Source organism: Vibrio sp. Vb0304 (assembly GCF_033338995.1).
GTDB classification, from domain to species: domain Bacteria; phylum Pseudomonadota; class Gammaproteobacteria; order Enterobacterales; family Vibrionaceae; genus Vibrio; species Vibrio alginolyticus.
The window spans coordinates 45,821-67,760 of sequence record NZ_JAWOTT010000023.1; the positions used below are offsets into that span (position 1 = coordinate 45,821).

General features: G+C 44.8%; 24 protein-coding genes. 6 read left to right on the plus strand and 18 right to left on the minus strand.

All coding sequences use genetic code 11. The features are described 5' to 3' along the window. Positions 1 to 70 precede the first annotated feature (70 nt). Positions 71 to 832 carry a TatD family hydrolase gene (locus tag R7P35_RS19965; protein WP_025768294.1) on the plus strand — a complete coding sequence of 254 codons (762 nt, stop codon included), beginning with the start codon at positions 71 to 73 and terminating at the stop codon, positions 830 to 832. A gap of 459 nt (positions 833 to 1,291) precedes the next feature. Here the strand turns inward: R7P35_RS19965 and tatC are convergent, their stop codons facing one another. The 7 genes from tatC to rmuC form a co-directional block, all read right to left on the minus strand. Then, positions 1,292 to 2,044, minus strand: a complete 753-nt coding sequence (gene tatC, locus R7P35_RS19970; RefSeq protein WP_005379234.1) for a twin-arginine translocase subunit TatC — start codon at positions 2,042 to 2,044, stop codon at positions 1,292 to 1,294. 68 nt (positions 2,045 to 2,112) lie between these two features. After that, positions 2,113 to 2,511, minus strand: coding sequence for a Sec-independent protein translocase protein TatB (gene tatB, locus R7P35_RS19975; protein ID WP_017635021.1), 399 nt, complete (start codon positions 2,509 to 2,511; stop codon positions 2,113 to 2,115). Positions 2,512 to 2,514: 3 nt separating this feature from the next. Then, positions 2,515 to 2,760 carry a Sec-independent protein translocase subunit TatA gene (gene tatA / locus R7P35_RS19980; protein ID WP_005382958.1) on the minus strand — a complete coding sequence of 82 codons (246 nt, stop codon included), beginning with the start codon at positions 2,758 to 2,760 and terminating at the stop codon, positions 2,515 to 2,517. 52 nt (positions 2,761 to 2,812) lie between these two features. After that, positions 2,813 to 4,447 carry a ubiquinone biosynthesis regulatory protein kinase UbiB gene (gene ubiB, locus R7P35_RS19985; protein WP_005379226.1) on the minus strand — a complete coding sequence of 545 codons (1,635 nt, stop codon included), beginning with the start codon at positions 4,445 to 4,447 and terminating at the stop codon, positions 2,813 to 2,815. After that, positions 4,444 to 5,079, minus strand: coding sequence for an SCP2 domain-containing protein (locus tag R7P35_RS19990; RefSeq protein ID WP_005379213.1), 636 nt, complete (start codon positions 5,077 to 5,079; stop codon positions 4,444 to 4,446). The genes ubiB and R7P35_RS19990 overlap by 4 nt, the downstream gene beginning before the upstream one ends. Positions 5,080 to 5,090: 11 nt before the next feature. Next, positions 5,091 to 5,870, minus strand: a complete 780-nt coding sequence (gene ubiE / locus R7P35_RS19995) for a bifunctional demethylmenaquinone methyltransferase/2-methoxy-6-polyprenyl-1,4-benzoquinol methylase UbiE (protein WP_005379210.1) — start codon at positions 5,868 to 5,870, stop codon at positions 5,091 to 5,093. A gap of 77 nt (positions 5,871 to 5,947) precedes the next feature. Beyond that, positions 5,948 to 7,480, minus strand: a complete 1,533-nt coding sequence (gene rmuC, locus R7P35_RS20000) for a DNA recombination protein RmuC (RefSeq protein ID WP_005379209.1) — start codon at positions 7,478 to 7,480, stop codon at positions 5,948 to 5,950. A 168-nt stretch (positions 7,481 to 7,648) separates the two neighbouring features. On the opposite strand from rmuC, the gene R7P35_RS20005 reads away from it, so the two are divergent. Then, complete coding sequence (locus R7P35_RS20005) at positions 7,649 to 8,554, plus strand: DMT family transporter (protein ID WP_025768291.1); 906 nt, start codon at positions 7,649 to 7,651, stop codon at positions 8,552 to 8,554. A 194-nt stretch (positions 8,555 to 8,748) separates the two neighbouring features. Then, on the plus strand, positions 8,749 to 11,196 hold the full coding sequence (locus R7P35_RS20010) for an EAL domain-containing protein (RefSeq protein WP_042522593.1): 2,448 nt from the start codon (positions 8,749 to 8,751) through the stop codon (positions 11,194 to 11,196). A gap of 18 nt (positions 11,197 to 11,214) precedes the next feature. Here R7P35_RS20010 and R7P35_RS20015 read toward each other — a convergent pair whose 3' ends face one another. From R7P35_RS20015 to R7P35_RS20030, 4 genes are read right to left on the minus strand one after another with little or no spacing between them, the layout of a single operon-like run. Beyond that, complete coding sequence (locus R7P35_RS20015; protein WP_005379202.1) at positions 11,215 to 12,285, minus strand: AI-2E family transporter; 1,071 nt, start codon at positions 12,283 to 12,285, stop codon at positions 11,215 to 11,217. Between the two features lie 45 nt (positions 12,286 to 12,330). After that, entirely contained in the window at positions 12,331 to 12,657 is a 327-nt protein-coding gene (locus R7P35_RS20020) for a hypothetical protein (RefSeq protein WP_005379200.1), read from the minus strand. Then, entirely contained in the window at positions 12,647 to 13,159 is a 513-nt protein-coding gene (locus tag R7P35_RS20025) for a phage holin family protein (protein ID WP_005379198.1), read from the minus strand. Before R7P35_RS20025 ends, R7P35_RS20020 begins: the two co-directional genes overlap by 11 nt. A 48-nt stretch (positions 13,160 to 13,207) precedes the next feature. Then, positions 13,208 to 13,456 carry a hypothetical protein gene (locus R7P35_RS20030; RefSeq protein ID WP_005379196.1) on the minus strand — a complete coding sequence of 83 codons (249 nt, stop codon included), beginning with the start codon at positions 13,454 to 13,456 and terminating at the stop codon, positions 13,208 to 13,210. 360 nt (positions 13,457 to 13,816) lie between these two features. Between R7P35_RS20030 and R7P35_RS20035 the strand changes: the two genes are divergently transcribed. Together R7P35_RS20035 and R7P35_RS20040 are read left to right on the plus strand one after the other, a co-directional pair. Continuing rightward, positions 13,817 to 14,254, plus strand: a complete 438-nt coding sequence (locus tag R7P35_RS20035; protein ID WP_005379194.1) for a DUF2383 domain-containing protein — start codon at positions 13,817 to 13,819, stop codon at positions 14,252 to 14,254. Positions 14,255 to 14,402: 148 nt separating this feature from the next. Further along, a complete protein-coding gene (locus R7P35_RS20040; RefSeq protein ID WP_005379193.1) occupies positions 14,403 to 14,801 on the plus strand; it encodes a hypothetical protein in 399 nt (132 codons plus the stop codon). Between the two features lie 205 nt (positions 14,802 to 15,006). On the opposite strand, the gene R7P35_RS20045 is transcribed toward R7P35_RS20040, so the two are convergent. The 5 genes from R7P35_RS20045 to R7P35_RS20065 form a co-directional block, all read right to left on the minus strand. Further along, positions 15,007 to 16,671 (minus strand): diacylglycerol kinase family protein, encoded by a 1,665-nt coding sequence (locus R7P35_RS20045; protein ID WP_042522591.1) that lies wholly within the window; start codon positions 16,669 to 16,671, stop codon positions 15,007 to 15,009. A 144-nt stretch (positions 16,672 to 16,815) separates the two neighbouring features. Then, positions 16,816 to 17,247: a hemerythrin domain-containing protein gene (locus R7P35_RS20050; RefSeq protein WP_042522590.1), complete on the minus strand. Its 432-nt coding sequence runs from the start codon at positions 17,245 to 17,247 to the stop codon at positions 16,816 to 16,818. 104 nt (positions 17,248 to 17,351) lie between these two features. Next, a complete protein-coding gene (locus R7P35_RS20055) occupies positions 17,352 to 17,549 on the minus strand; it encodes a hypothetical protein (RefSeq protein ID WP_005379178.1) in 198 nt (65 codons plus the stop codon). Between the two features lie 8 nt (positions 17,550 to 17,557). Then, positions 17,558 to 17,734, minus strand: coding sequence for a DUF1328 family protein (locus R7P35_RS20060; RefSeq protein ID WP_005379177.1), 177 nt, complete (start codon positions 17,732 to 17,734; stop codon positions 17,558 to 17,560). Between the two features lie 45 nt (positions 17,735 to 17,779). Continuing rightward, positions 17,780 to 18,331: a BON domain-containing protein gene (locus R7P35_RS20065; protein ID WP_042522589.1), complete on the minus strand. Its 552-nt coding sequence runs from the start codon at positions 18,329 to 18,331 to the stop codon at positions 17,780 to 17,782. 436 nt (positions 18,332 to 18,767) lie between these two features. Between R7P35_RS20065 and R7P35_RS20070 the strand changes: the two genes are divergently transcribed. Next, positions 18,768 to 20,111 carry a sigma-54 interaction domain-containing protein gene (locus R7P35_RS20070; RefSeq protein ID WP_005382945.1) on the plus strand — a complete coding sequence of 448 codons (1,344 nt, stop codon included), beginning with the start codon at positions 18,768 to 18,770 and terminating at the stop codon, positions 20,109 to 20,111. Between the two features lie 93 nt (positions 20,112 to 20,204). On the opposite strand, the gene R7P35_RS20075 is transcribed toward R7P35_RS20070, so the two are convergent. Both R7P35_RS20075 and uspB read right to left on the minus strand, forming a co-directional pair. Beyond that, on the minus strand, positions 20,205 to 21,398 hold the full coding sequence (locus R7P35_RS20075; protein ID WP_005382944.1) for an NAD(P)/FAD-dependent oxidoreductase: 1,194 nt from the start codon (positions 21,396 to 21,398) through the stop codon (positions 20,205 to 20,207). Positions 21,399 to 21,577: 179 nt separating this feature from the next. After that, positions 21,578 to 21,901 (minus strand): universal stress protein UspB, encoded by a 324-nt coding sequence (gene uspB, locus R7P35_RS20080; RefSeq protein WP_005379169.1) that lies wholly within the window; start codon positions 21,899 to 21,901, stop codon positions 21,578 to 21,580. Positions 21,902 to 21,940 lie beyond the last annotated feature (39 nt).

A 21,940-nucleotide genomic window follows, 5' to 3' on the forward strand; every position in this document is an offset into this window, starting at 1 on the left:
AAAATGACCCAGCACTCACACTCAAGTATACTTCGAATACGAAACCAACTATGAAGCACAGAGAGTAACGATGATCGATACCCACGCGCACATCTATGCCAGCGAATTTGATAACGACCGCGATGAAGTAGTACAACGCGCCTTAACGCAAGGCATTAATAAAATCCTGTTGCCAAACATCGATCTGGACTCTATTGAGCCCATGCTACAAACCGAAGCGGCATATCCTGACGTGTGCCACTCAATGATGGGACTCCACCCTTGTTATGTGGACAGCAATGTTGAACAAACGTTGGAGATCATCCGCGGTTGGTTTGAGAAACACAAGTTTATTGCGGTGGGCGAAATCGGTATCGACCTGTATTGGGATAAAACCTATCGTGCTGAGCAAGAAATGGCGTTCGTAGCTCAACTTAACTGGGCAAAAGAGATGGACTTACCAGTCGTTATCCACACTCGTGATTCGATTGAAGAAACACTCACTTTGCTAAGACAAGAGCAAGATGGTCGTCTGCGTGGTGTATTCCACTGTTTTGGAGGCAGCTTAGAAGAAGCGCAATCAATCAATGAGCTAGGCTTCCACTTAGGCTTGGGTGGCGTATCGACCTTTAAGAATGGCGGGATGGATAAAGTCATTCCACATTTGGATATGCAGTGGGTCATTTTAGAAACCGACTGTCCATATTTAGCGCCTGTGCCACACCGTGGTAAACGTAATGAACCAGCCTACACTTCTCTCGTTGCACAACGTGTTGCCGACTTGCGTGATGTCGACATCGCAACCATCGATGCCATAACGACTGAGAATGCCAAAAAGCTGTTTAATATTTAATTCACGAGAATTGAAAAAAGCGACGAAATCAACGTCGCTTTTTTATCACCTAAACTATTGAATGAACGATTCAACCCGTTGAAATAGTAGAACAATCCATACAAAATTATTGATAAACATAATAATTAACTAGCAACTCTACTTACTTCTCATATCGTCACTTTACTTCGTCCGCTTTGCAAAACTGTCGACAACTCGACACATTATTTTTCTATACTGATTTACGCCCATTAATTAGCACAAATGTAAAACAGCATGAATATGGAAGTTGAAGTGTGTACACATGGTGCTTACTTACAACGCGTACCGCGCAGTTTTTTTCAAAAGCTGCTGGGCATCAAGGAAGTATACGTATGCACAAAATGTGGTTACGTCATGAAAGTTAAGTAATTAGCCCAAGAAAAAACCAACCGCAAAAAAAGCGGCTCAATTGAGCCGCTTTTCACATCTAGATTAGCCTTATTCTTCGGTTTCCGCTTCTACTTCTTCGCTTCGACGAGTATAAAAACGCGCGAAGAACAAACCGACTTCAAACAGTAAACACATCGGAATAGCGAGTAAGGTTTGCGAGATCATGTCTGGTGGCGTTAACACCATACCTACGACAAACGCAGCCACTATAATATAAGGACGTTTCTGTCTTAAATCTTCTGGTGTAGTGGCCCCAGTCCAACACAACAAAATAATCGCAACAGGCACCTCGAATGCGATACCAAACGCCATAAATAGCGCCAGCACAAAGTCGAGATAACTCGAGATATCAGTTGCAAACTCTACTCCACCAAGAGAGATAGCGGTAAAGAAGCCAAACACCAATGGAAATACCACGAAGTAGGCAAATGCCACTCCACAGTAGAACAATAGCGAACTCGAAAACAGCAGTGGCATGATCAATCGACGTTCATGCTTGTACAAACCTGGCGCTACAAATGCCCACACTTGATACAAGATAAAAGGCACCGCAATAAATACCGAAGCAATTAACGTCAGCTTAAGTGGCGTAAAAAAAGGTGACGCTACATCCGTAGCAATCATGGTCGCGCCTTCAGGTAGACGCTCTACTAAAGGTGCGGAAACAAACTCGTAAATGTGGTTAGAGAAATAAATTAGTCCAACAAACACGACCAACACTGCGAGGATTGAACGCAGTAGTCGGTTGCGAAGCTCCAACAAATGACTAATTAAAGGTTGTGTCTGCTCGACGGTAGACATGGCAAACCTCTTATTAAAAACCAGATCAAAAAGGAGCTACCAATCACTAGTAGCTCCTCCGAATGAGACTATTCGGCTTTCTTATCTGCCGCTGTAACCTTGCTCTCTTGCGCTTTCACGGCCTCTTCGACTGCTGGCTCTGTTTTTACAGGCTCAGCCTCTGAATCGGTGTTCTTTGCGTAAGGACGATTTACAGATTGCGCTGCCTTCTTCAACTCTTCAACTGAAGATTTCAACTCAGGGGACAAATCATCCATCCCCATTTGTTCTGCTTTGCGCAAGTTTTCTTGCAGCTCTTGGACTTTCAGCTCGTGTGACAATTCGTCTTTGACGCTATTTGCCATACTCTTAGCGGCACCGATAAAGCGAGACACGCTGCGAATAGCATGAGGCAAACGCTCCGGCCCAAGAACGACCAGACCAACAACAGATATTAATACCAGTTCCCAAAAACCGATATCAAACACGTTTTACGCCTGCTCTTTGTCTTTTTTCGTTTCAGGAGCAGCTTCTTTTTTCTGCTGCTCTTCTAGACTTTTTGGTTCGAAGTCTGCGTCTTTGTCATTTTTCGCAGGTTCATCTTCGCTCATCGCTTTTTTGAAGCCCTTAACGGCACCACCCAGATCGCCACCGATACCGCGTAGTTTCTTTGTTCCGAATAGCAATACAACAATTACAGCAATGATTAGAAGTTGCCAAACACTGATACCACCCATTCTCTTTACCTCGGGTCTTTAAACAAACAAAAATATTTCAAGAGTTTAACGTCTATTGACGATAAGCTCGCCAACTAAGCAGCCAAAATGTGACACCTGCGATACCGCAGGCCAACGAAAGCTGCTCAAAAGCATCGTTCACCAATATTGCCGAGCATACGACTAAAGTCGCGCCAACGCCAAACAAAAACTTTCCTGTCGCCTGCTGGCGCTTGCTCTGGCGATACCCTTGATAAAGCTGATCCATACGTTGATTCATCGCTTTACCTTGTTTCAGGCTATCGTAAAGTAGCTCTGGCAGTTCAGGTAATTTCTCTGCCCAAAATGGTGCGCGGTCTTTAATCGCATTCACTAGAGCTTGCGGCCCAACTTGATTCATCATCCATTCCTCCAGGAATGGTTTTGCGGTCTCCCACAAATCAAGTTGAGGATATAGCTGCCTACCAAGCCCTTCCACGTACAACAGCGTTTTTTGCAACAGTACAAGCTGTGGCTGAACCTCCATATTGAATCGACGTGCCGTGTTGAACAAATTCAACAACACATGACCAAAGGAGATTTCGCACAATGGCTTAGCAAAAATAGGCTCACACACAATGCGAATCGCGAACTCAAACTCATCGACATTGGTATCCGCAGGCACCCACCCTGAATCCACATGTAACTCCGCCACTCGGCGGTAGTCACGATTGAAAAACGCCAGGAAGTTTTCCGCCAGATAACGCTTGTCTTCGCTATTAAGTGTACCAACGATTCCGCAATCTAGCCCTATCCACATTGGGTTCTCTGGATGTTCGGGTTTGACGAACACATTACCCGGATGCATATCGGCATGGAAAAAGCTGTCTCGGAACACCTGAGTGAAGAACACACTCACACCGCGTTCCGCGAGCAATTTCATATTGGTGCCATTTGCTTTCAAGCCTTCAATATCAGAGACTTGAATGCCATATATTCGCTCAGAAACCATGACAGTTTCATTACTGAAGTCGGGAAAAACTTCAGGAACATACAATTCTTCGCTGCCCTCAAAGTTGCGGCGCAACTGAATGGCATTCGCCGCCTCACGTCGCAAGTCGAGTTCATCAAGCAGGGTTTTCTCGTACTCACGCACGACTTCAACTGGTTTTAAACGACGTGCTTCAGGCATCGCTCCGGCGACTATACGCGCCATTCGGTGCATCAGTTTTAGATCTGAATCAATGACTGGGCGAATATCTGGGCGGATAACCTTTAATACCACTTCTTGGTTAGTGTCTTTTATGCGCGCAGTATGTACCTGAGCAATCGACGCAGACGCCAGTGGTTTGATATCAAACTCGGTAAACCATTTTTCTAACGGACCACCTAATGCTTGCTCCATCTGCTTTTTTGCCAACTCGCCATCAAAAGGCGCGACTTGGTCTTGAAGTAAAGCTAGGGGATCAGCGATATGCGGAGGAAATAAGTCACGGCGCGTCGACATCATCTGACCGAACTTAATCCAAACCGGCCCCAGCTCTTGCAGTGCTAAACGCAGACGTTCACCGAGTGGTTTTTCTGGGTGCTTGTTCTTAATCCAAAACAAGCTTTTGCGCAGTAAAAGCGGAGCTTTGGTCAGTTGGTGATCGGGAAGCAGCTCATCTAAGCCGTATTCCAGTTGTACTTTGGCGATGTGGTATAAGCGCTTTAGTTCTGCTGGCGTCATGGTTTCTCCAATGCAGGCTTATCTGCATCCAGCTTATTCAGCAAAGCCGTTAAACGAGCTTCAATGCGAGAAGCCTGGCTGCGAACCTCATCAACTTGGTCGCAGAAATAGGCCACTTCTAACGGAGCGGGAGCCAGTTTCCATTCTTCAGTCACTACTTGCGCAAGATGACGTTGGTGTTTTTCTGCTTGAGACGCAAGAAAGTTGCCGATGTTTTTTGAGCCTTGCACAAAGGTATGTGCGGCGACATCGCCAGTCACGCGAGACAACCACTCTTCAACATCTGGTTTGCAATCCACCATCAACTGAGAGAATTTCTGCGCCAATTGAATATCGCCTTCGAGTTCAAGTTTATCTTGTTTAATAAGACGAGTGATGTTGGCCTGATCGCGCAGCTCTGGTAACACACTCAAGTTGAGCGATAGATAGCAGTTAGGCTGCCCTTCGTAATGACCAAGCACATCAATTTGCTGACTAAAAACAAATGTCAGTGTTTTATTGATCTCTTTCAGGTGAACTTGAATAACTTGACCTTTTAGACGCGCTAAACGACGGCCCAATGCAGGGTCGTCTTTGATCAGTGTATTCAGTGACGTTTCAATCACAGCGGTGATAAGTGGTTCAAATGGCATGCCGTTAACCCTTAGAATTTATAACCGCGATGCAAAGCCACAATACCACCAGTTAAGTTGTAGTATTTGGTGTTTTCAAAACCTGCGTCTTGCATCATGCCTTCCAGCGTTTCTTGGTCTGGATGCATACGGATTGACTCCGCTAGGTAGCGGTAACTCTCTGAGTCATTCGCAACTAGCTCACCGATTCTCGGCAACAAGTGGAATGAATATGCGTCGTATACTTTCGATAACGGCTCTAGCACTGGTTTTGAAAATTCCAACACCAATAGACGGCCGCCTGGCTTCAGTACGCGGAACATTGAACGAAGCGCTTTGTCTTTGTCTGTCACATTACGCAAACAAAAACTGATGGTGATGACATCAAAATAATCATCAGGGAACGGCAGTTCTTCTGCGTTGGCTTGAACGTAATGCACGTTACCCACAATACCGTTGTCACGCAGTTTATCGCGACCAACGTTAAGCATTGAGTTATTGATATCGGCAAGGATGACATGGCCTTCATCGCCAACAATGCGCGAGAATTTCGCCGTCAAATCACCCGTACCACCACCTAGGTCAAGAATACGTTGGCCAGGGCGAGCACCACTACAATCGATAGTGAAGCGCTTCCAAAGGCGGTGAATACCACCAGACATCAGGTCATTCATGATGTCGTATTTTGTTGCCACGGAGTGGAATACTTCGGCAACCTTAGTCACTTTTTCGTCTTTTGCCACTGTAGAGAAACCAAAGTGAGTGGTTTCATTCTCTAACGCTGTATTGGATTGCAAACTTGTGTCCGTCATTCTAATTCCTCTTAGGCAGCGCTTTCCTCTACGGGGCGTTTGTTGACAAATAAAATCGCCCACTGCACTGCGGGCGATTAGTTTACTTTATCCTCAGCCGGATGTCTTTCTACTAACGGGTCATTTTCTGAAAATGCATCACTCTGCGCTAACTGCGCGAGGTCGGAAGAAATCGGTCGTTTAATTTCAACTCCCAAGTGTTTAAAGCTTTCGGCTTGGCGAATCACATTTCCGCGCCCTGTGGCAAGCTTGTTCATCGCACCTTGATAGCTTTGATTCGCCTTATCCAGCGCACCACCGAGCCCCTCCATGTCGTCTACAAACAATCGTAATTTGTCGTAGAGTTTTGTCGCACGCTGCGCAATCATTTTGGCGTTTTCATTTTGGCGTTCATTGCGCCATAGATTATCAATGGTGCGCAGTGCCACCAGCAACGTTGTTGGGCTCACCAAAATGATGTTTTGCTCCATCGCGTCTTTGATCAAACTTGGATCGGCTTGAATCGCGACTTGGAACGCCGGCTCAACCGGGATAAACATCAGAACATAGTCCAAACTCTGAATACCTTTGAGTTTGTGGTAGTCCTTCATGCTTAACCCTTTGATATGTGCACGTAGAGCGGCTAAATGCGCATTCAAAGCCTGATCGCGCTCAGCATCAGTTTCGGCGTTGAAGTAGCGCTCATAGGCAACCAGCGCCATTTTAGAATCCACAACCACTTGTTTGTTTTGTGGGAGATGAACAATGACATCAGGTTGGTAACGCTTGCCTGCTTCATTTTGTAAGTTCACCTGAGTCTGATATTCGTGCCCTTCACGCAAGCCAGATTCGGCAAGTACCCTAGCGAGCACCACTTCGCCCCAGTTACCTTGTTGTTTGTTGTCCCCTTTCAACGCTTGGGTCAAATTAACCGCTTCGCGCGTCATTTGCTCGTTCAAACGTTGCAGGTTTTTCAGCTCATGCACTAGGGTATGGCGCTCTTTAGCTTCTTGGCTAAAGCTGTCATTAACGTGCTTTTTGAACCCTTCTAACTGTTCTCTAAGCGGTGACAACAAGCCTTCTAAACTCTGACGGTTTTGCAAATCGACCTTCGCGGTTTTTTCTTCAAACAGTTGATTTGCCAAGTGCTCAAATTGTTGTTTCAAGCGTGCTTCCGCTTGTTCTAAAATTTGCAGTTTTTCGGCATTAGCTTGGTTAATTTGCTCATGGCGAGCTTGCTGTTCACGCAGTTGCGTTTCTAGACGTGATTTGTGTTCACGCATTTGACCAAGCTCATCAAAGTATTGCTGGCGCTCTTGCTTTACGGCCTCGAAGTAACGCAGTTTTTCCATAGCTGCCATCAGCTTTCCGTGCGTTTGACGCACTTCAAACGCGGCTTTATCGCGCTCATCATCTAATTCATCCAACTCTTGCTGAGCATCGGCAAGGCTTTGCTTGACCTGTTCAAGTTGCTGTTGATGAAGCTGTTTTTCTGAAACAAGTTGTTGCTCGAGAAGCTGAGTTTGGGTGATAAAACGCTGTTTCACCCACCAACCGGCAGCGACACCACTAAGCGTGGCAGCACAAAGAGAAGAGAGAATGAGAGATTGGTACTCAAGAATCCATTGCATAATAGCGAGTTAGCCTGTGTTTTGTATCTATAACAATGGTATTTAGACACTGGATAAATGTCCAGTTTGTTGGATGAAAAATCCTCGCATACACTAGGCCTTCCTATAATATTCTTTCTTCCGCTCAAATTATCCAAACCGAGCGGCACATCATCACGCAGAGGCATCATGAACGAGCGTCGCGCCCTAGGATTTGGGCTCTCAGCAGTATTACTTTGGTCTACCGTTGCAACCGCATTTAAACTCACGTTGGCAGAATTTACGCCGATTCAAATGCTATGCATTGCCAGCATCGTCTCTGCGATTGCGCTAACAGTAATCTGTGGTGTGCAAGGTAAACTGGGCCAGTTAAGCGCTACATTTTTCTCAAACCCTTGGTATTACCTACTGCTTGGGTTGATTAACCCTTTGGCGTATTACGTTATTCTGTTCAAAGCATATGACTTGCTGCCCGCATCTCAGGCTCAAGCGATCAACTACAGCTGGGCCATCACCTTAACGCTAATGGCCGCTGTTTTCTTAGGACAAAAGATCCGTGGTAAGGACTGGCTGGCTTGCGGTTTTAGTTATGTCGGCGTGATAGTGATTGCCACACAAGGAAATCTTTTAGGCATGGAATTTGAGAGCCCGTTGGGTGTTGGTCTTGCGCTGCTATCAACGCTGCTGTGGGCCGGTTACTGGATTTTAAATACCAAAAATAAGGCCGACCCTGTGGTTGGCGTTCTGCTCGGCTTTTTGGTCGCTATTCCATTCGCCATTGGTTTAAGTCTTTATGAAGGTGCGAGCTGGCAGGCAATCTCAATTAAAGGCTGGGCAGCGGTGACGTATGTCGGACTGTTTGAAATGGGGATCACTTTCGTTTTGTGGCTGAGCGCACTCAAATCAACGCAAAACACCGCGCGTATCAGTAATCTGATCTTTGCTTCTCCATTTATCTCACTCATGTTGTTAGCTACCATCATCGGCGAAGAAATTCATCCTTCAACCTTGATTGGCCTGGTATTGATCATCAGTGGCTTAGTCATTCAGCAAGTCTCATGGGGCAAGAAAACCAAAGCGGTAAACGCTTCTTAATCACCTATCCAAAGCCCTAAAAAACGATGCAATAAGTTGGATAAAAAAGAGATATAGATAACATTTTAATGATAGAAAGCACTTTACGCTGCTAGGATTTAGCTACGCGTTGGATACGATACTCACAAAGCCCAATAGCTTACGCTAGATTCTAATATAATTACCTTTGGGCGATTTAGGACTCGTTATTAATTATGTTTCGCTTCGCTATTCCTTCGCCTTTGATGGCAGACTGGCAACACGTTCTGCGACAATGCTGTGATGTAACTCAAGCTCAGGGACAGCTTTATACTCTGAGCGATACTCAGCAGTGGCTATCGACTGAGGTGTCCACCTCAACCCAAAATCATCGTGCTATCATCGATGTGATAACGCAAGTTGTCGATCACTTTACGCCGACAGATTTTACAGTTAGCCATACCCCCTTTGAAGAGCAAACCTTGAGCATTGGACCGATTTGGCTACCTAATGGCGAATTGCTTGCCGTACTGACACTGACTCACCCTAATGATCAATCAACGGTTGTTTCGGCATGGCTAAGCGCAATCGCGGGGCGGATCAGCTTTGATATCAACTTGCACTGTCAGCAAGAACAAACGCGACATCAAAGCGCGGAAATAAAGCCAACACCAACACTACAAGAGTTTATCGACTGCCTTGAAGACCACGTATGGATAAAAGGCATGGATGGTCTTTATTCGATGACCAATCGAAGCGTAGAAAACGCGTGGCAAAAAACCAACAGTGAAATCATTGGAAAAGACGATTTTGCCCTGTTTAGCCATGAACGTGCGGAAAAATTCATTGATGCCGATAAATTGGTGGTAGCCACTGGCACGCAAAATATTGTTGAAGAATGCCGTCAAATTGATGACAACAATAACCCCACTTGGCTAGAAACCATTAAGTCTCCTGTCCGTGATCATGCGGGAAACTTAATCGGCATTCTGGGGATGACACGTAACATCACCCGCCGAAAAATGGTAGAAACGCAGCTCTCCTTAGCGTCCCAAATTTTCAACAATTCGCAAGAAGGCATGGTCATTACAGACCGCAATGCCAACATCATTGATGTAAACACGGCTTTTACCCAAATTACAGGTTACCGCTCTGAAGAGGTGATAGGAAAAAACCCACGAATTCTGCGCTCAGGTCATCATGATCAAGGTTTCTATCAACAGTTGTGGCATCAACTCGAAAACAAAGGCCAATGGAAAGGCGAATTCATCAACAGAAAGAAAGATGGCAGCATTTATCCGCAATTAGCGACCATTAGCGCCGTAATGGACGATAAAAACCACCTTATTAACTACATTTGTGTGTTTGAAGATATCTCTGTGCGTAAGGCACACGAAGAAAAGCTGCAGCGCATGGCTTTTTACGATCCATTAACCAATCTACCTAATCGCACTCATTTACTTAGCTTACTCGAGCAACACATCGAAACCGGACACAAAAGCCAGCAGACGTTTGCCACCCTATTCTTAGATATCGACCATTTCAAACACATCAACGATAGCATGGGCCACTTCTGTGGTGACCAATTGCTGTCTAAGTTAGCGATTCGTCTGCAAGATGTGCTTCACCTCAATGCGCATGTGGCTCGCATTGGCGGCGATGAATTTGTGATTATTTTGCCAGACATCCATAGTGATGTTTCCTTATTGGAAACCGTCGGCGATATTCTAAGCGTATTCCAGCAACCATTCGACTTGGCAAACCACGACTCACTTCGTGTCTCGACAAGTATTGGTATTGCCTTGTACCCAAGAGACGGTCAAGACAGTGAAACCTTACTGAAAAACGCAGACACCGCGATGTACTTAGCGAAGAAAAATGGACGCAACGGCTACGCGTTTTACTCACCGGATTTGACCGATAAATCCGTATCCCATGTACGCATTCAATCCGCTTTGCATCAAGCAATAGAAAAACAACAACTCCGGTTAGAATTCCAACCGCAATACAACTTGGAACAAAATTCGATTGTCGGCGTGGAAGCTTTATTACGCTGGCAGCATCCAGAGTTTGGCCCTGTACCACCAGCAGACTTTATTCCAATTGCAGAAAAAACAGGGCTGATTCAAAGCATTGGTGAGTGGGTGTTACAACAAGCTTGTTTGCAAGGTAATGCTTGGCTGGACCAAGGCATCGAGTTTGGCAAAATCGCCGTCAATGTTTCTGCGTTGCAGCTTCAGCAGTCAAATTTCATTCAGCGATTAAGTACTATCCTCGATAACACCGGATACCCTGCCCAACGGTTAGATTTGGAGATCACAGAGAGCTTTTTACTGATCGACCCTCAACAAGCCATTGCATCGTTAAATCAATTACGAGAGCTGGGTATTGAGATTTCTCTGGATGACTTTGGAACTGGCTATTCGTCTTTGTCTTACTTGAAAGGTTTGCCAATCAACAAACTGAAAATTGACCGCTCATTTGTCAGTGATGTCCCAAGTAATAGCGACAGCAACGCGATTGTGAATGCCATTATTGCCATGGGAAAAACGCTGTCGTTGAAAGTCGTCGCGGAAGGGATAGAAACTCGGGAACAAGCCGATTACTTATTCGAAAAAGGCTGTATTTATGGTCAGGGATATTTATTTAGTCAGCCAGTGAGCGCTGGAAAACTGTTTCGTTGAACCAGCTTGACCCTCAAGTCACTCTCGCGGTGCCACGTCCGCGGAGGTGATTTGCTTTGCTTGATTTTGGGTTGATTGGCATAGCTCTAGACGATCAACCAAAATATTGATACAAACCAGCAACGGCACACCGATCAATAGTCCCATTCCGCCCCAAAGCCAGCCCCAAAAAACAAGCCAAACAAAAATCACTAACGGGTTTAAGTTAAACCTTTTCCCCAATAGTGTTGGTGTAACAAACTGACTTTCAATCAAATTGAGCAGTAAATAGATAGACACCACCGTCAGCATAAAACTGACCGACTCCAACTGCAGATAAGCCACAAAACCGAAACTCACCATGGAGATGACTGGGCCGAGATACGGCGCAAAATTCATCACGCCAGCAAACGCGCCCCACAAGAACGGGTCCTCAAGGCCTAAAACAAAAAACACCGCCCCAACACTCAACCCAAGTCCCGCATTCACCAACGTGATAGTGCCAATGTATCGAGATAGGTCTTTCTGTAGTGCTTTGACCAACTCAATCGCTTGGCGCTGCTTGGCAAACCCATGTAAGTAAGACACTGACTTTCGAAATAAGCTTCGTCCATGATTGAGCATAAAGTAAACCATAAACAGCACGATCATCGCTTGTGTCAAAATCGTCGGCGTAGTGGTCGCGAGCGTTTTTACCAAAGAAAAGACGGTGTTGTTCCCGACCTCATCCATACTCATATCATTGGCGATATTCAATGGAGTATTAAGGTGATCAGCCGAAGCTTTAGTAACTTCGCTTACTTCTTGCGACACATTTTTCACGATACTGGGCAGCTCAGACCACCATTGCTTGGCGGGCTCCGACATGGCGGCAAGACCAATAATTGAGGCGCCAACGAGGAATGACAGTGTCAACACGACGGTAATAGCACGTGGTAAGCCTTTGTCTTCAAGATAATTAATGAAAGGACTGCACAGCAGAGAAATAAAGGTGCTAAGTACAATAGGTAACAATATTGGCTTGGCAAAATACAGCCCTGGGACGAGTAACAGGACGAGAAGCGTTGCACCAATCGCAGTGTTGGCAGGAATGTTCAATTTCGCTGTCATAATAAGCTCAGAATCGGTAAGAAAATTTTGCGGTGAAATCCGCTATTAGAGTGGTTCGCCCTCTGTCGTCGCAGCGTTGCTTACTTGTGTTGCTGCATTTCCATTTTGCTCCGCATCTGACTCATCCAGAGAAGCTGCCGCGACCGGCTTTGTGAGCGAATCGGTAATATCAGACACGCTGCTAACCAATAGCCCCATTGACGAAATAGAAGAAGTCAGTCGAGACAATCGACCTGCTTTTGCTGCGGTAACGGCAACGACAGCACTAATGCCTAATGTCGTCCAAGGGTTTTCTCTCACAAACTTCTTGGTGGTAAACGTGAACATTTCCATCGACAAACAACATTGCTCTAGAGATGCTTTACCTTCCATCCGCTTGATCCGCATGGCTCGATTGAGCTTTTGTAGCGAGCGCATCCCACCCCTCCTGTAATTGTTCTGTCGTATTTTTGAATCCAAGAAATCCAACTAAACGCTTCTGCCACCAGGCTAAAGCAAATAATGCCAAGCCTAATGATGTGATAAATACACCCACGGCAACATATACGTTGGCAGTTAACTGATAAGCCACCACCCCAGAGGCAAGGCACAAACTGAATACGAACAATACCGACAATAGGGTAAAAACAACGGTACACAGCAAAATCTGACGCACTGCGGACACGTTAACTTTCATCTCCAAGAGGAACAAATCCAACGTTGAACCTGACCATGCTTTTAGCGATTTCGTCAGTTGGTCCAATTGCGCAAGAATGCTGCTCAAACCATTAATGGTTTGTTGGATATCCTGTTCTTCTGCCCCATCAGGGGCTCGGCCGCTGTCTGAAGCCGCCGAGCCTGATTGCTGATTGGTAACTTGCCCTGAGTTATTCATGTGAAGCCTCGCCTTTCTGTTGTGTGGCTTAATCCTTGGTGACCACTATTATTTGATCAGCTTCGAAACCGCCCAACCAGCAAGGAAGGCACAGCCTATGCTCAGCAATGGGCGCTCCTTGATTACATTTTCTGCCGACTTAGTCGCCTGCTGAACTTGCTGTGCACCGACATCCAGCTTCTCTTTGGCTTGATCTTTCATCGCGCCAACGGCTTCCGTCGTGGCTTGTTCCGCTAAGTGATATGCTTCTTCTAACTGCTCTTGAGGTTTTACTGTGCTTTCTTTTGTAGTAGCCATAACTAGCCTCCATTAATGAGTTGAATAGTGAATCAAGTGAAACAATGTTTGACCTCACTTACTCCCTACAAAGCCATATCCATGCCAGAATTTTAAGTTGTTGTTTTTTATTGATTTTATTTTTATTTCGATAAAAAGCCGTATCTGTACGTGTAATTCTTTCCAGGCTTTCCCCGCCATTCTTGTAATTTTTTCTTAGCGCCTTACCGACTGTTAGCAATTTATTGCAAAACAAGACATTAAGTCACTGATTAATAAGACTTAAAACTCATTGGCATACAACCTGCAATTGAAGATGAACATCGTGTTTGTATTCCATACGCTCAAACACCCCTATCACCAGTAAATAAGGAGTGGCATATGAAAAATGAAAACATCGCCTCAATCATTGAGCTTATCGAAAGCGGAAATGAAATTTACAACAAGGCCATCGAGAACATCGACAACACTTCTTTGAATAATGTGTTGGTAGAACTGCTCAGAGTACGTGAGCGTGCAGTCATTGAGCTCACTCCCTACTCTCTAGCAAGTAACAATGAAGAATCTGCCGACGACACTCCGGTTTCCTACACCATCAAGGCGCGTGAGGTCTACAGCGACGTGATGAAGGAAGTGTCCTCTGACAAAGAGTCTATGTATTTAGAACAGCTTGAAGGTGTCGAAAGCAAGGTACTCAAAGAGATTGAGAATTTGATTACTTCCCACCCAGAGCAGGCGGATAACTCGGTTCTGCTGAAAGTTCGTAGCGATATAAAAAGCTGCAAAGAAAAACTCAGCAGCATCAGCCTTATTAGCTAAAACTTGGTGGTCGCCTTTGCAATAAAGCTCGGTATTGATCAAAGAAATGGCCAACTTGCTTTGGCCATTTCTGACAAGCCCACAGGCGCATTAACATAACCATCACGAGAAATGTCCCACGACAATAGTCATAAATAAAGAGGTCACTATGACATTGGATAACAATCGAGTAAGGGAGCTACTCGTAAAAATGACACACCATCGCCAAACGTGTTTGCCTCTCGTTAACCCGCAATCACATATGACACTCGCAAGAGCGGCATATCGATTCGTGAAAATAGAAAAAGTGATGATCAAAAAGATGGCGAAGCTGTTCTTCGATCAAGATGGTGAACAATTCATTGCAGAAAATGCCACCGAATACGGCGTTGCCGAGTTAGGCAATTACAAAGAAATGCATTTTATGAATAAATTACTGTTAGATGATTTAAAAGCCCTGCTTAGAGCCATTGACGACACCAACTTAACCGCACTTGTTTCTTATTGGTTAGCTGCTTTACAAGTTGAAAACGATGAAATTGAAAAGCACTTACCTCAGGGTGAGTAATTATACTCGCCCTTCTTTCTTTCACTTTGTTTAACCCTCATCCCCAATCAACCTAGTAAAAGGTGCAGATAGAAAAAAGCCGCTGCATCTACTACGCAGCGACCTTGATAGCCTTTTTACGACGCACACCAAATCATCAAACAACACAGAAAAAGCGCCATGTAGAATACGAAGCAAATGGCGCGTTATCCGCGGATTATCTGTGTTAAAGCGAAGCTGATTTACGTCTCTGGCTTGGAACAAATACGTTCAATGACTTTGGACGCAGCTTGATTGCCAGTTGCTCATCAGAATACAGTTCACCATCAATCACATACTCAATCGGTTTATTCGCAGAAATAGTGACGCTCTGAGCCGTCGCGTATTGAAAATGTGTCGATTCTTCCTGTGCGCCTACGCTCGTTAATGTCAGATCCGACAATGCGATAAGACGTCCGCCTAAAGACTCGGTGTTATCTAAATATGTGATATGCAGCTTGCCATCATCAGGCTGCGGCGCATCACCACCTTGGGCAAGCAACGTACTAAATGGAGCGATATTCGCAACGACAAAACTATGGACTTCAAGCGTTTGTGTATTATTGTCGTGGTTTCCATCTTCAGTTGGATCGTCTAACGAAACGGTTAAAGCTTGCGTTTCTTCCGCCACTACAGCATTAAAAAAGCCGGTGAGGTAAGCTAGTTGTCCAAAAACATTTTTCTCTTCTCGCTGAGCGTGCTCGATCATTTTCTGTTCTAGCCCAATGCCTAAGACCAATAAAATAAGCCGCTGATTACATTCCGCAGTATCAATACGTTGGCAGTGTCCGCCAAGCAACGCTTCACACGCTTTTTCGACCGGTGAGAATTTTGCGCCAACGCCATAGAGCACATGACATAACGCATTGGCAGTTCCGAGCGGAACAATACCGAGTTTTAGGTCGGTATCCACCAATTGGCTCGCCACCTCTGTTACTGTGCCATCGCCACCAGCTACGATGATTTGCTTAGCTCCATTTTCTTTTGCCTGTTGTGTTAGCTGCTCGGCGCTGAGGTTTGTGGTGGTTTGATGAATACTCAAGCGATATTTTTTGGTTAGTTCACGAATCAAGTGCTGTTCGTTTTCCTCCCATTTTCCGCCACCTGCAACAGGGTTAACCACCATCCAAGTGGATTGATCCAGCCCTAGCACGCCTTTTTCACTGATCGCTCGTAACGTTCTAATCTGTAATTTATTCAATCTCGCGGTACTGCGTACGTCATTGATTTTTTTCATCACGGATTCAACCGTCAGTGACGGGTCTTTGCTTAATAAATACGCCGCCACAACAAACACTGAACGACCACGCCCTAACGCACAATGCACAACCACTGCCCGCGAGCACGAGATTTGAGTATCAATCCAGTTAATCGCATGGCGCAGGCGCTCTAGCGTTGGGGCTTTGTGGTCGAGTACCGGAATCGAAAGGTAATGAAACTGCTTGTCGGTCATCGCGCTTTCAAGGCCTGCAAATTCTGCGGTGACATCGACAATACAAGAGATCTCATTGGATTCGAGAAAATCTAAGTCACTCTGAAACAAACGGCGAGATAGGTATAAATTGTCGCTGACTTTTTGGATTGGAGGTACAGTATCACGCCGTCTTTCCCAGGCGTTATACGCTCTAGCCCCCAATAAAAATGGGATGAATGCCCAGCGAATCCACCTGACAATCTTGCCATCTTGGTTTTTTCTAAAAATAGAGGGAATGTCGAATACGTAGGCTACGCTGACCAACGCTAAAGAAAGAGATATCCACAAGAACAGCAGACTAACGATAATTTGAGGCGTATAGATAGCGGCCAATAAACTGATCAGAGCGCCAAGAATATAATATTTGATGATAAACATTCGCTCTCCTTGCCTTCAGCGAGTGCACTTTTTAGTGGAAGTTAGAATACGCGGGGGATTGAGCTTGGATACATGAACTTGAGTAAACGCCTTGATTGAGTGCCTTCCCGTGCCGAAATGGCACGAAAAGGTCCAACACTCTACCTAGCTTGCCACCTCTTCAACATAACCATCCGCTAGTTTCATTTTCTGCTTATCGGTCATTACCTTGCCGGCTAACTGGAAGAAACGCTGCTCTTCTTCCTCAAGATGGTGCAACACTTTGTGACGTAAGGTTTTCATTAGGTTGAGCCACGCTGGCGAGCTCATATCGGTTGCATCAAGCTGTGCAATCACTTTATCAATTTCATGATGCTCTGCGATGCCATGGCGAGTGAGATCAATGGTCTTATCGCTATCTATTAAAGGCGCGTAGAAAAACCGCTCTTCTGCCGCTGCGTGCTGTTCGAGTTCCTCTTTAAGGTTGTGATAAAACTCTTCACGAGCGGGGGAATCTCCAGACGTTTCCATCAGAGCATCGAGTAAAAGGCGTTGCTTTTCATGACTCTCTTTCAGTACATCAAATATGTTTTTCATCTTTGACTCCTTATCTGATTGTAAACAATTGGGACAAAAGGAAGGGCGGTTATTGACCGCCCCTCTCTTACATAGCTATGCGTAAAAAACCTAACCTGATTCGGCTAACAGTCTTGGTCTTCAGCGTTTAGGTTTTCTTTAATGTTTTCACATTCATCTTCAATCGCATTTTGGGTTTCTTCGGCGGCTTCATCTATCTTTTTGCCGGCCTGTTCCATTGGCCCTTCTTCACTACAAGCTGCCAACGCAAACACCAAACCGAATACTGCGGCGATACGGTAAATAAATGACGTAAGTCGCATGGAATCTCCTATCTATTTACGTTTTTTCTTCCCAGCAGAACAATCACTATTGATACAATTAATGACAATAGGAATAGGTAAAATATCACTTGCGCGATAGAGGCAGCAGCTCCTGCAATACCAGTAAAGCCTAATAGTGCAGAAATTAGTGCCAGTGCCAGAAAAATAAACATCCAACGAACCATAGTGTTACCTCCTAATAAAAGTGGGTTAAATCACTCGGCTCGCTATTATTGAACCACTTCTAGCTTATCAATCACCTTATTTACGTCATTGGTGTTATTTGCAATTGAAATTGCAAGATCATGCTCCGCATCTGAATTAACTTGACCTGCCAACGTTACCGTTTTGCGTTCTGTCGTTACATCAATATCCGTACCACTCACATTGGTATCCATTAGTAGGCGCGTTTTAACTATAGTCGTGATTTTAGAATCGGTCAGTGTAGCTAAAGCTTCTGAATCAGTTTCTTTCTTGCCTTCATTCACTACTGACAATTCGTTGTTTACTTTTTTCACACCATCAAGACCAGTAACAAGCTCTTCGGCAAGTGATTTTTCAAGATCATTGTTTACCGAACCAGAAAGGGTAACGACCTGATTCTCAACATCGGTATTGATATCAAAAGAGTTGAGATTGCTGTTTAGCAGTAGTGTGGTTTCAGCTTTACCATCTAGCCAAGCGTCCATGGATTCTTTTTCCCATTTATCACTCGCTAAGACTGCTGTAGATGAAGTAGCAAGAACTGACGTAAGTACAATTTTAGCTGCGATGTTATTCATGGTAATTCTCCTTTATTGACGTTGCACTTCCCTAGGAGCAAACCACGTGCCAACTTTATAACTCATTGTTTTTAAGTGACTAATAAAGGAAAGAGGTAAAAATGAGATGAGCAATAAAGTATAAGCATGAATTATTTACACGTAAAAAATGTAATTTTTAATCGGTGATAAAGCCTCCGTCACTTGTGCCTAAATAACCTGATAAAACAGAAAGGCTATTTCTCCAGAATCAATTAATAGCAAAATTATTATTTTAAAAATAAAAATCTGAACAAAAGGAAATATCTACTGATGGCTCTCACCGATATATATCAAAAAGGGGCTAATAACATAAAAATACCGAACAAATCCTTAAATCTATGCTGACAATATTTTGTCTTGTGAAGTGAGAATAATCCACGTACATTGTTTCTGTCATAGTAAAGAGGACATTTCTATGTCGATGCCAAGCCTGTTTCTAAGAATACAAGATCCATCACTTAAAAATGCCATCGCTTCTTGCCAGGAACTGAACAAATTTCGTCTGCATGACATCGATGCCGCAGACCAATGGATTGAAGATTTCCTACAACTCAAACCGGAAGTTGCGATTGTTGAAGTCGCCCACTTTACTAGTGCAGATTATCAACGTCTTTCTAATATCGAAGACATCTACGATATGGACTTGATCATCATTAGCTCAGGCGCTCCAAACGAGAACTTGGATAAGCTGATGAACTTGGGTGCTATTTTTCACTACAGAAAGCCCGTTGATATTGCCATTCTGACGGACACCCTGAGCGAAGTCAGCCAGTACTATCAACACAAACAAGATCAAGGGCGTAAAGTGTCCACCAGCGATCTTGACCAATTTGGTCTTTTGGTCGGCTCTTCCTCTCCGATGCATCAGCTCTATCGTATGATCAGGCGCGTTGCTAAAACAGAAGCCAACGTCCTTATTGTCGGTGAAAGTGGATCAGGCAAAGAACTGGTGGCGCAGACCATCCACTTAGCGAGTGAGCGTAAACAACAGCCCTTTATAGCGATTAACTGTGGTGCCATTAGCCCTGAATTGGTTGATAGTGAACTGTTTGGCCATGAGAAAGGCGCTTTTACCGGAGCAAATAAAACTCACCAAGGTGTATTTAAGCAGGCAGAGGGCGGCACCCTATTTTTAGATGAAATCACCGAGATGCCTATCGAGCATCAAGTGAAGCTATTGCGGGTGCTAGAAACCGGAGAGTATCGCCCAGTTGGCAGTAATACGGTTCATATCGCTAATACTCGCATCATTGCTGCTACAAACCGTGATCCTAAAATCGCCATTGAGGAGCAGTTCCTGCGTGAAGATCTGTTTTTCCGCTTATCGCATTTCCCATTAACGATACCGCCACTGCGAGAACGAGGCGGTGATATCGTAGGTCTGGCCAAGCACTTTATTGCGCACCGCAACGCCAATGAGGCAAAAACCAAAACGATTCTTGACTCTGCGATCCAAAAAATCGCTGCACACGACTGGCCAGGTAATGTCCGTGAGCTCAAACACACGATCGAGCGTGCATTCATTTTGGCTGATGACACCATCCGAGATGAACATCTTATCTTCGACACACCACCATTGGAAACAGGCACCAGCATCGAAGACCTTGTTCCGGCGGGCGTTTCGCTAGAAGAGCTAGAAAAAGCCGCCATTCTCAATACCCTTGAAGAGAATCAAGGCAATAAAACGGAATCAGCGCAGGAGTTAGGCATTAGCGTGAAAACGCTCTATAACAAACTCGAAAAGTATCAAGACGAGTAACTCGCTATGGGAGTACAAAAAGAGCACTGAATTTTATTCAGTGCTCTTTTTGTATCTTATCTTTTATGCAGTTAGGCTGCGTTTGGTGTTTGATTAAACCCACTGCCCCGCAACAAAGCCGCTCGACCAGCACCACTGAAAATTGTAGCCCCCTAGCCAACCAGTCACATCCATCACTTCACCAATAAAATAAAGCCCTTTAATGTCTTTGCATTCCATGGTTTTCGAGGATAAGTGATCAGTATCGACACCGCCGAGTGTCACTTCCGCAGTTCGGTAGCCTTCAGTGCCATTCGGGGCGATATCCCAATGCTCTAGACGCTCCACAATCGCCGCAAGCTCCTTTTGATTGAACTGTTTTAGCGGTTTATCGACTAGCTCTTTACGTTCAATTAAGACTTCAACCAGACGCTTAGGCAGCACTTTGGCAAGCGTATTCTTGAGTGACTGATTTGGATGCTTCTCACGACTGCGTTCTAATAACTCAGCAACATCATCGTTTGGCACAAGATTGATCAACACCTTTTGTCCGGCCCGCCAGAATGAAGAAATCTGTAACACTGCTGGACCAGATAACCCACGATGTGTGAACAACAGGGCTTCTTTGAACATGGTGCCATCTTCAGCCGTAATTTCCGCAGGTACCGCGATACCAGATAACTCAGCAAAGTCTTCTTTGTCTTCTTTATGCAGAGTAAATGGTACAAGCCCTGCCGTGGTTGGGATAACTCGAAGACCAAATTGTTCCGCGACTTTATAACCAAATGGTGTCGCTCCCAGTTTTGGCATCGACAAGCCACCTGTTGCGATAACTAAAGACTCACATTCGACAATCTCAGTACCAGCATGCAAACGAAAGCCTTCATCAATTTTTTCAATCGAATGAACATCGCATTGGTAACGCTGCTCGATGTTCGGCATGTCACACTCAGCTAACAACATCTTCACGATATCTTTGGCCGTAAATGCATCGACACAAAACAACTGGCCGTGATCACGCTCTTCGAACTCAATGCCATGTTTACACACCATCGAGATGAAATCCCAGTTAGTGTATTGGGAGAGCGCCGACTTAACAAAGTGCGGGTTTTGACACAAATAGTGATTAGCTGAAACGTCGTAGTTAGTGAAGTTACAACGACCACCGCCCGAGATAAGGATTTTACGTCCTGGCTTTTTAGCATGATCGAGCACCAAAACACGGCGGCCTCGCTTGCCTGCTTCTGCAGCACACATTAAACCTGCTGCGCCTGCGCCAATTACAACAACATCAAATTTCTTACTCATCGGTAGCTCTTAGACTGATTGGTATCGAATCAAAATAAAAAAGGATGTGCACATTGCACATCCTTGCTTTCTAGGCGCGACATTCTACCGACAAATACCGAAAGGGAAAAGCGCTTAAACTCTAAGCGCTCTGTATGTCCGCAAAATCTCAGACAGAACAACTTCTGGATTATTGACTCTTAGAGAATGAAGGCCGCAAGTAGCGTCACGCCGAGCAACGCGGTCGATAGAACAAACAATTCACGCACTCTTTCACACTTACCAGTAAAAATTTCATCGTGGTGATGATGATATTCTTTACTTTTAATGTAGTGATACAACCTCACCTGCTTGGTGACATTTCCATGAGTGGTAAAAAAACCATTACCATCAACTTGCTGATATAACAGCGGATGCGCTTCACGCATGATATAAATTAGAGAACGAAGAGCGGTGAGATACCGGACCATATTAACTCCAGTTACCACCATTAGCGCAAATAAGATTGTGTCTCCACTGATCATCTTTTCCTCCCTACATCTTCAACAATGCTCAAGAGAAAA

What these genes read in the sequence shown, in the direction of transcription:
- uspB (WP_005379169.1), bottom strand. Translation starts at nt 21,901, where the DNA reads ATGATCAGTGGAGACACAATCTTATTTGCGCTAATGGTGGTAACTGGA.
- R7P35_RS20030 (WP_005379196.1), bottom strand. Translation starts at nt 13,456, where the DNA reads ATGGCTACTACAAAAGAAAGCACAGTAAAACCTCAAGAGCAGTTAGAA.
- R7P35_RS20010 (WP_042522593.1), top strand. Translation starts at nt 8,749, where the DNA reads ATGTTTCGCTTCGCTATTCCTTCGCCTTTGATGGCAGACTGGCAACAC.
- R7P35_RS19990 (WP_005379213.1), bottom strand. Translation starts at nt 5,079, where the DNA reads ATGCCATTTGAACCACTTATCACCGCTGTGATTGAAACGTCACTGAAT.
- R7P35_RS20050 (WP_042522590.1), bottom strand. Translation starts at nt 17,247, where the DNA reads ATGAAAAACATATTTGATGTACTGAAAGAGAGTCATGAAAAGCAACGC.
- R7P35_RS20065 (WP_042522589.1), bottom strand. Translation starts at nt 18,331, where the DNA reads ATGAATAACATCGCAGCTAAAATTGTACTTACGTCAGTTCTTGCTACT.
- R7P35_RS20070 (WP_005382945.1), top strand. Translation starts at nt 18,768, where the DNA reads ATGTCGATGCCAAGCCTGTTTCTAAGAATACAAGATCCATCACTTAAA.
- R7P35_RS20055 (WP_005379178.1), bottom strand. Translation starts at nt 17,549, where the DNA reads ATGCGACTTACGTCATTTATTTACCGTATCGCCGCAGTATTCGGTTTG.
- R7P35_RS20040 (WP_005379193.1), top strand. Translation starts at nt 14,403, where the DNA reads ATGACATTGGATAACAATCGAGTAAGGGAGCTACTCGTAAAAATGACA.
- R7P35_RS20015 (WP_005379202.1), bottom strand. Translation starts at nt 12,285, where the DNA reads ATGACAGCGAAATTGAACATTCCTGCCAACACTGCGATTGGTGCAACG.
- R7P35_RS20035 (WP_005379194.1), top strand. Translation starts at nt 13,817, where the DNA reads ATGAAAAATGAAAACATCGCCTCAATCATTGAGCTTATCGAAAGCGGA.
- tatC (WP_005379234.1), bottom strand. Translation starts at nt 2,044, where the DNA reads ATGTCTACCGTCGAGCAGACACAACCTTTAATTAGTCATTTGTTGGAG.
- R7P35_RS20025 (WP_005379198.1), bottom strand. Translation starts at nt 13,159, where the DNA reads ATGAATAACTCAGGGCAAGTTACCAATCAGCAATCAGGCTCGGCGGCT.
- ubiB (WP_005379226.1), bottom strand. Translation starts at nt 4,447, where the DNA reads ATGACGCCAGCAGAACTAAAGCGCTTATACCACATCGCCAAAGTACAA.
- R7P35_RS20045 (WP_042522591.1), bottom strand. Translation starts at nt 16,671, where the DNA reads ATGTTTATCATCAAATATTATATTCTTGGCGCTCTGATCAGTTTATTG.
- R7P35_RS20060 (WP_005379177.1), bottom strand. Translation starts at nt 17,734, where the DNA reads ATGGTTCGTTGGATGTTTATTTTTCTGGCACTGGCACTAATTTCTGCA.
- rmuC (WP_005379209.1), bottom strand. Translation starts at nt 7,480, where the DNA reads ATGCAATGGATTCTTGAGTACCAATCTCTCATTCTCTCTTCTCTTTGT.
- R7P35_RS20075 (WP_005382944.1), bottom strand. Translation starts at nt 21,398, where the DNA reads ATGAGTAAGAAATTTGATGTTGTTGTAATTGGCGCAGGCGCAGCAGGT.
- tatA (WP_005382958.1), bottom strand. Translation starts at nt 2,760, where the DNA reads ATGGGTGGTATCAGTGTTTGGCAACTTCTAATCATTGCTGTAATTGTT.
- R7P35_RS19965 (WP_025768294.1), top strand. Translation starts at nt 71, where the DNA reads ATGATCGATACCCACGCGCACATCTATGCCAGCGAATTTGATAACGAC.
- ubiE (WP_005379210.1), bottom strand. Translation starts at nt 5,870, where the DNA reads ATGACGGACACAAGTTTGCAATCCAATACAGCGTTAGAGAATGAAACC.
- R7P35_RS20020 (WP_005379200.1), bottom strand. Translation starts at nt 12,657, where the DNA reads ATGGAAGGTAAAGCATCTCTAGAGCAATGTTGTTTGTCGATGGAAATG.
- R7P35_RS20005 (WP_025768291.1), top strand. Translation starts at nt 7,649, where the DNA reads ATGAACGAGCGTCGCGCCCTAGGATTTGGGCTCTCAGCAGTATTACTT.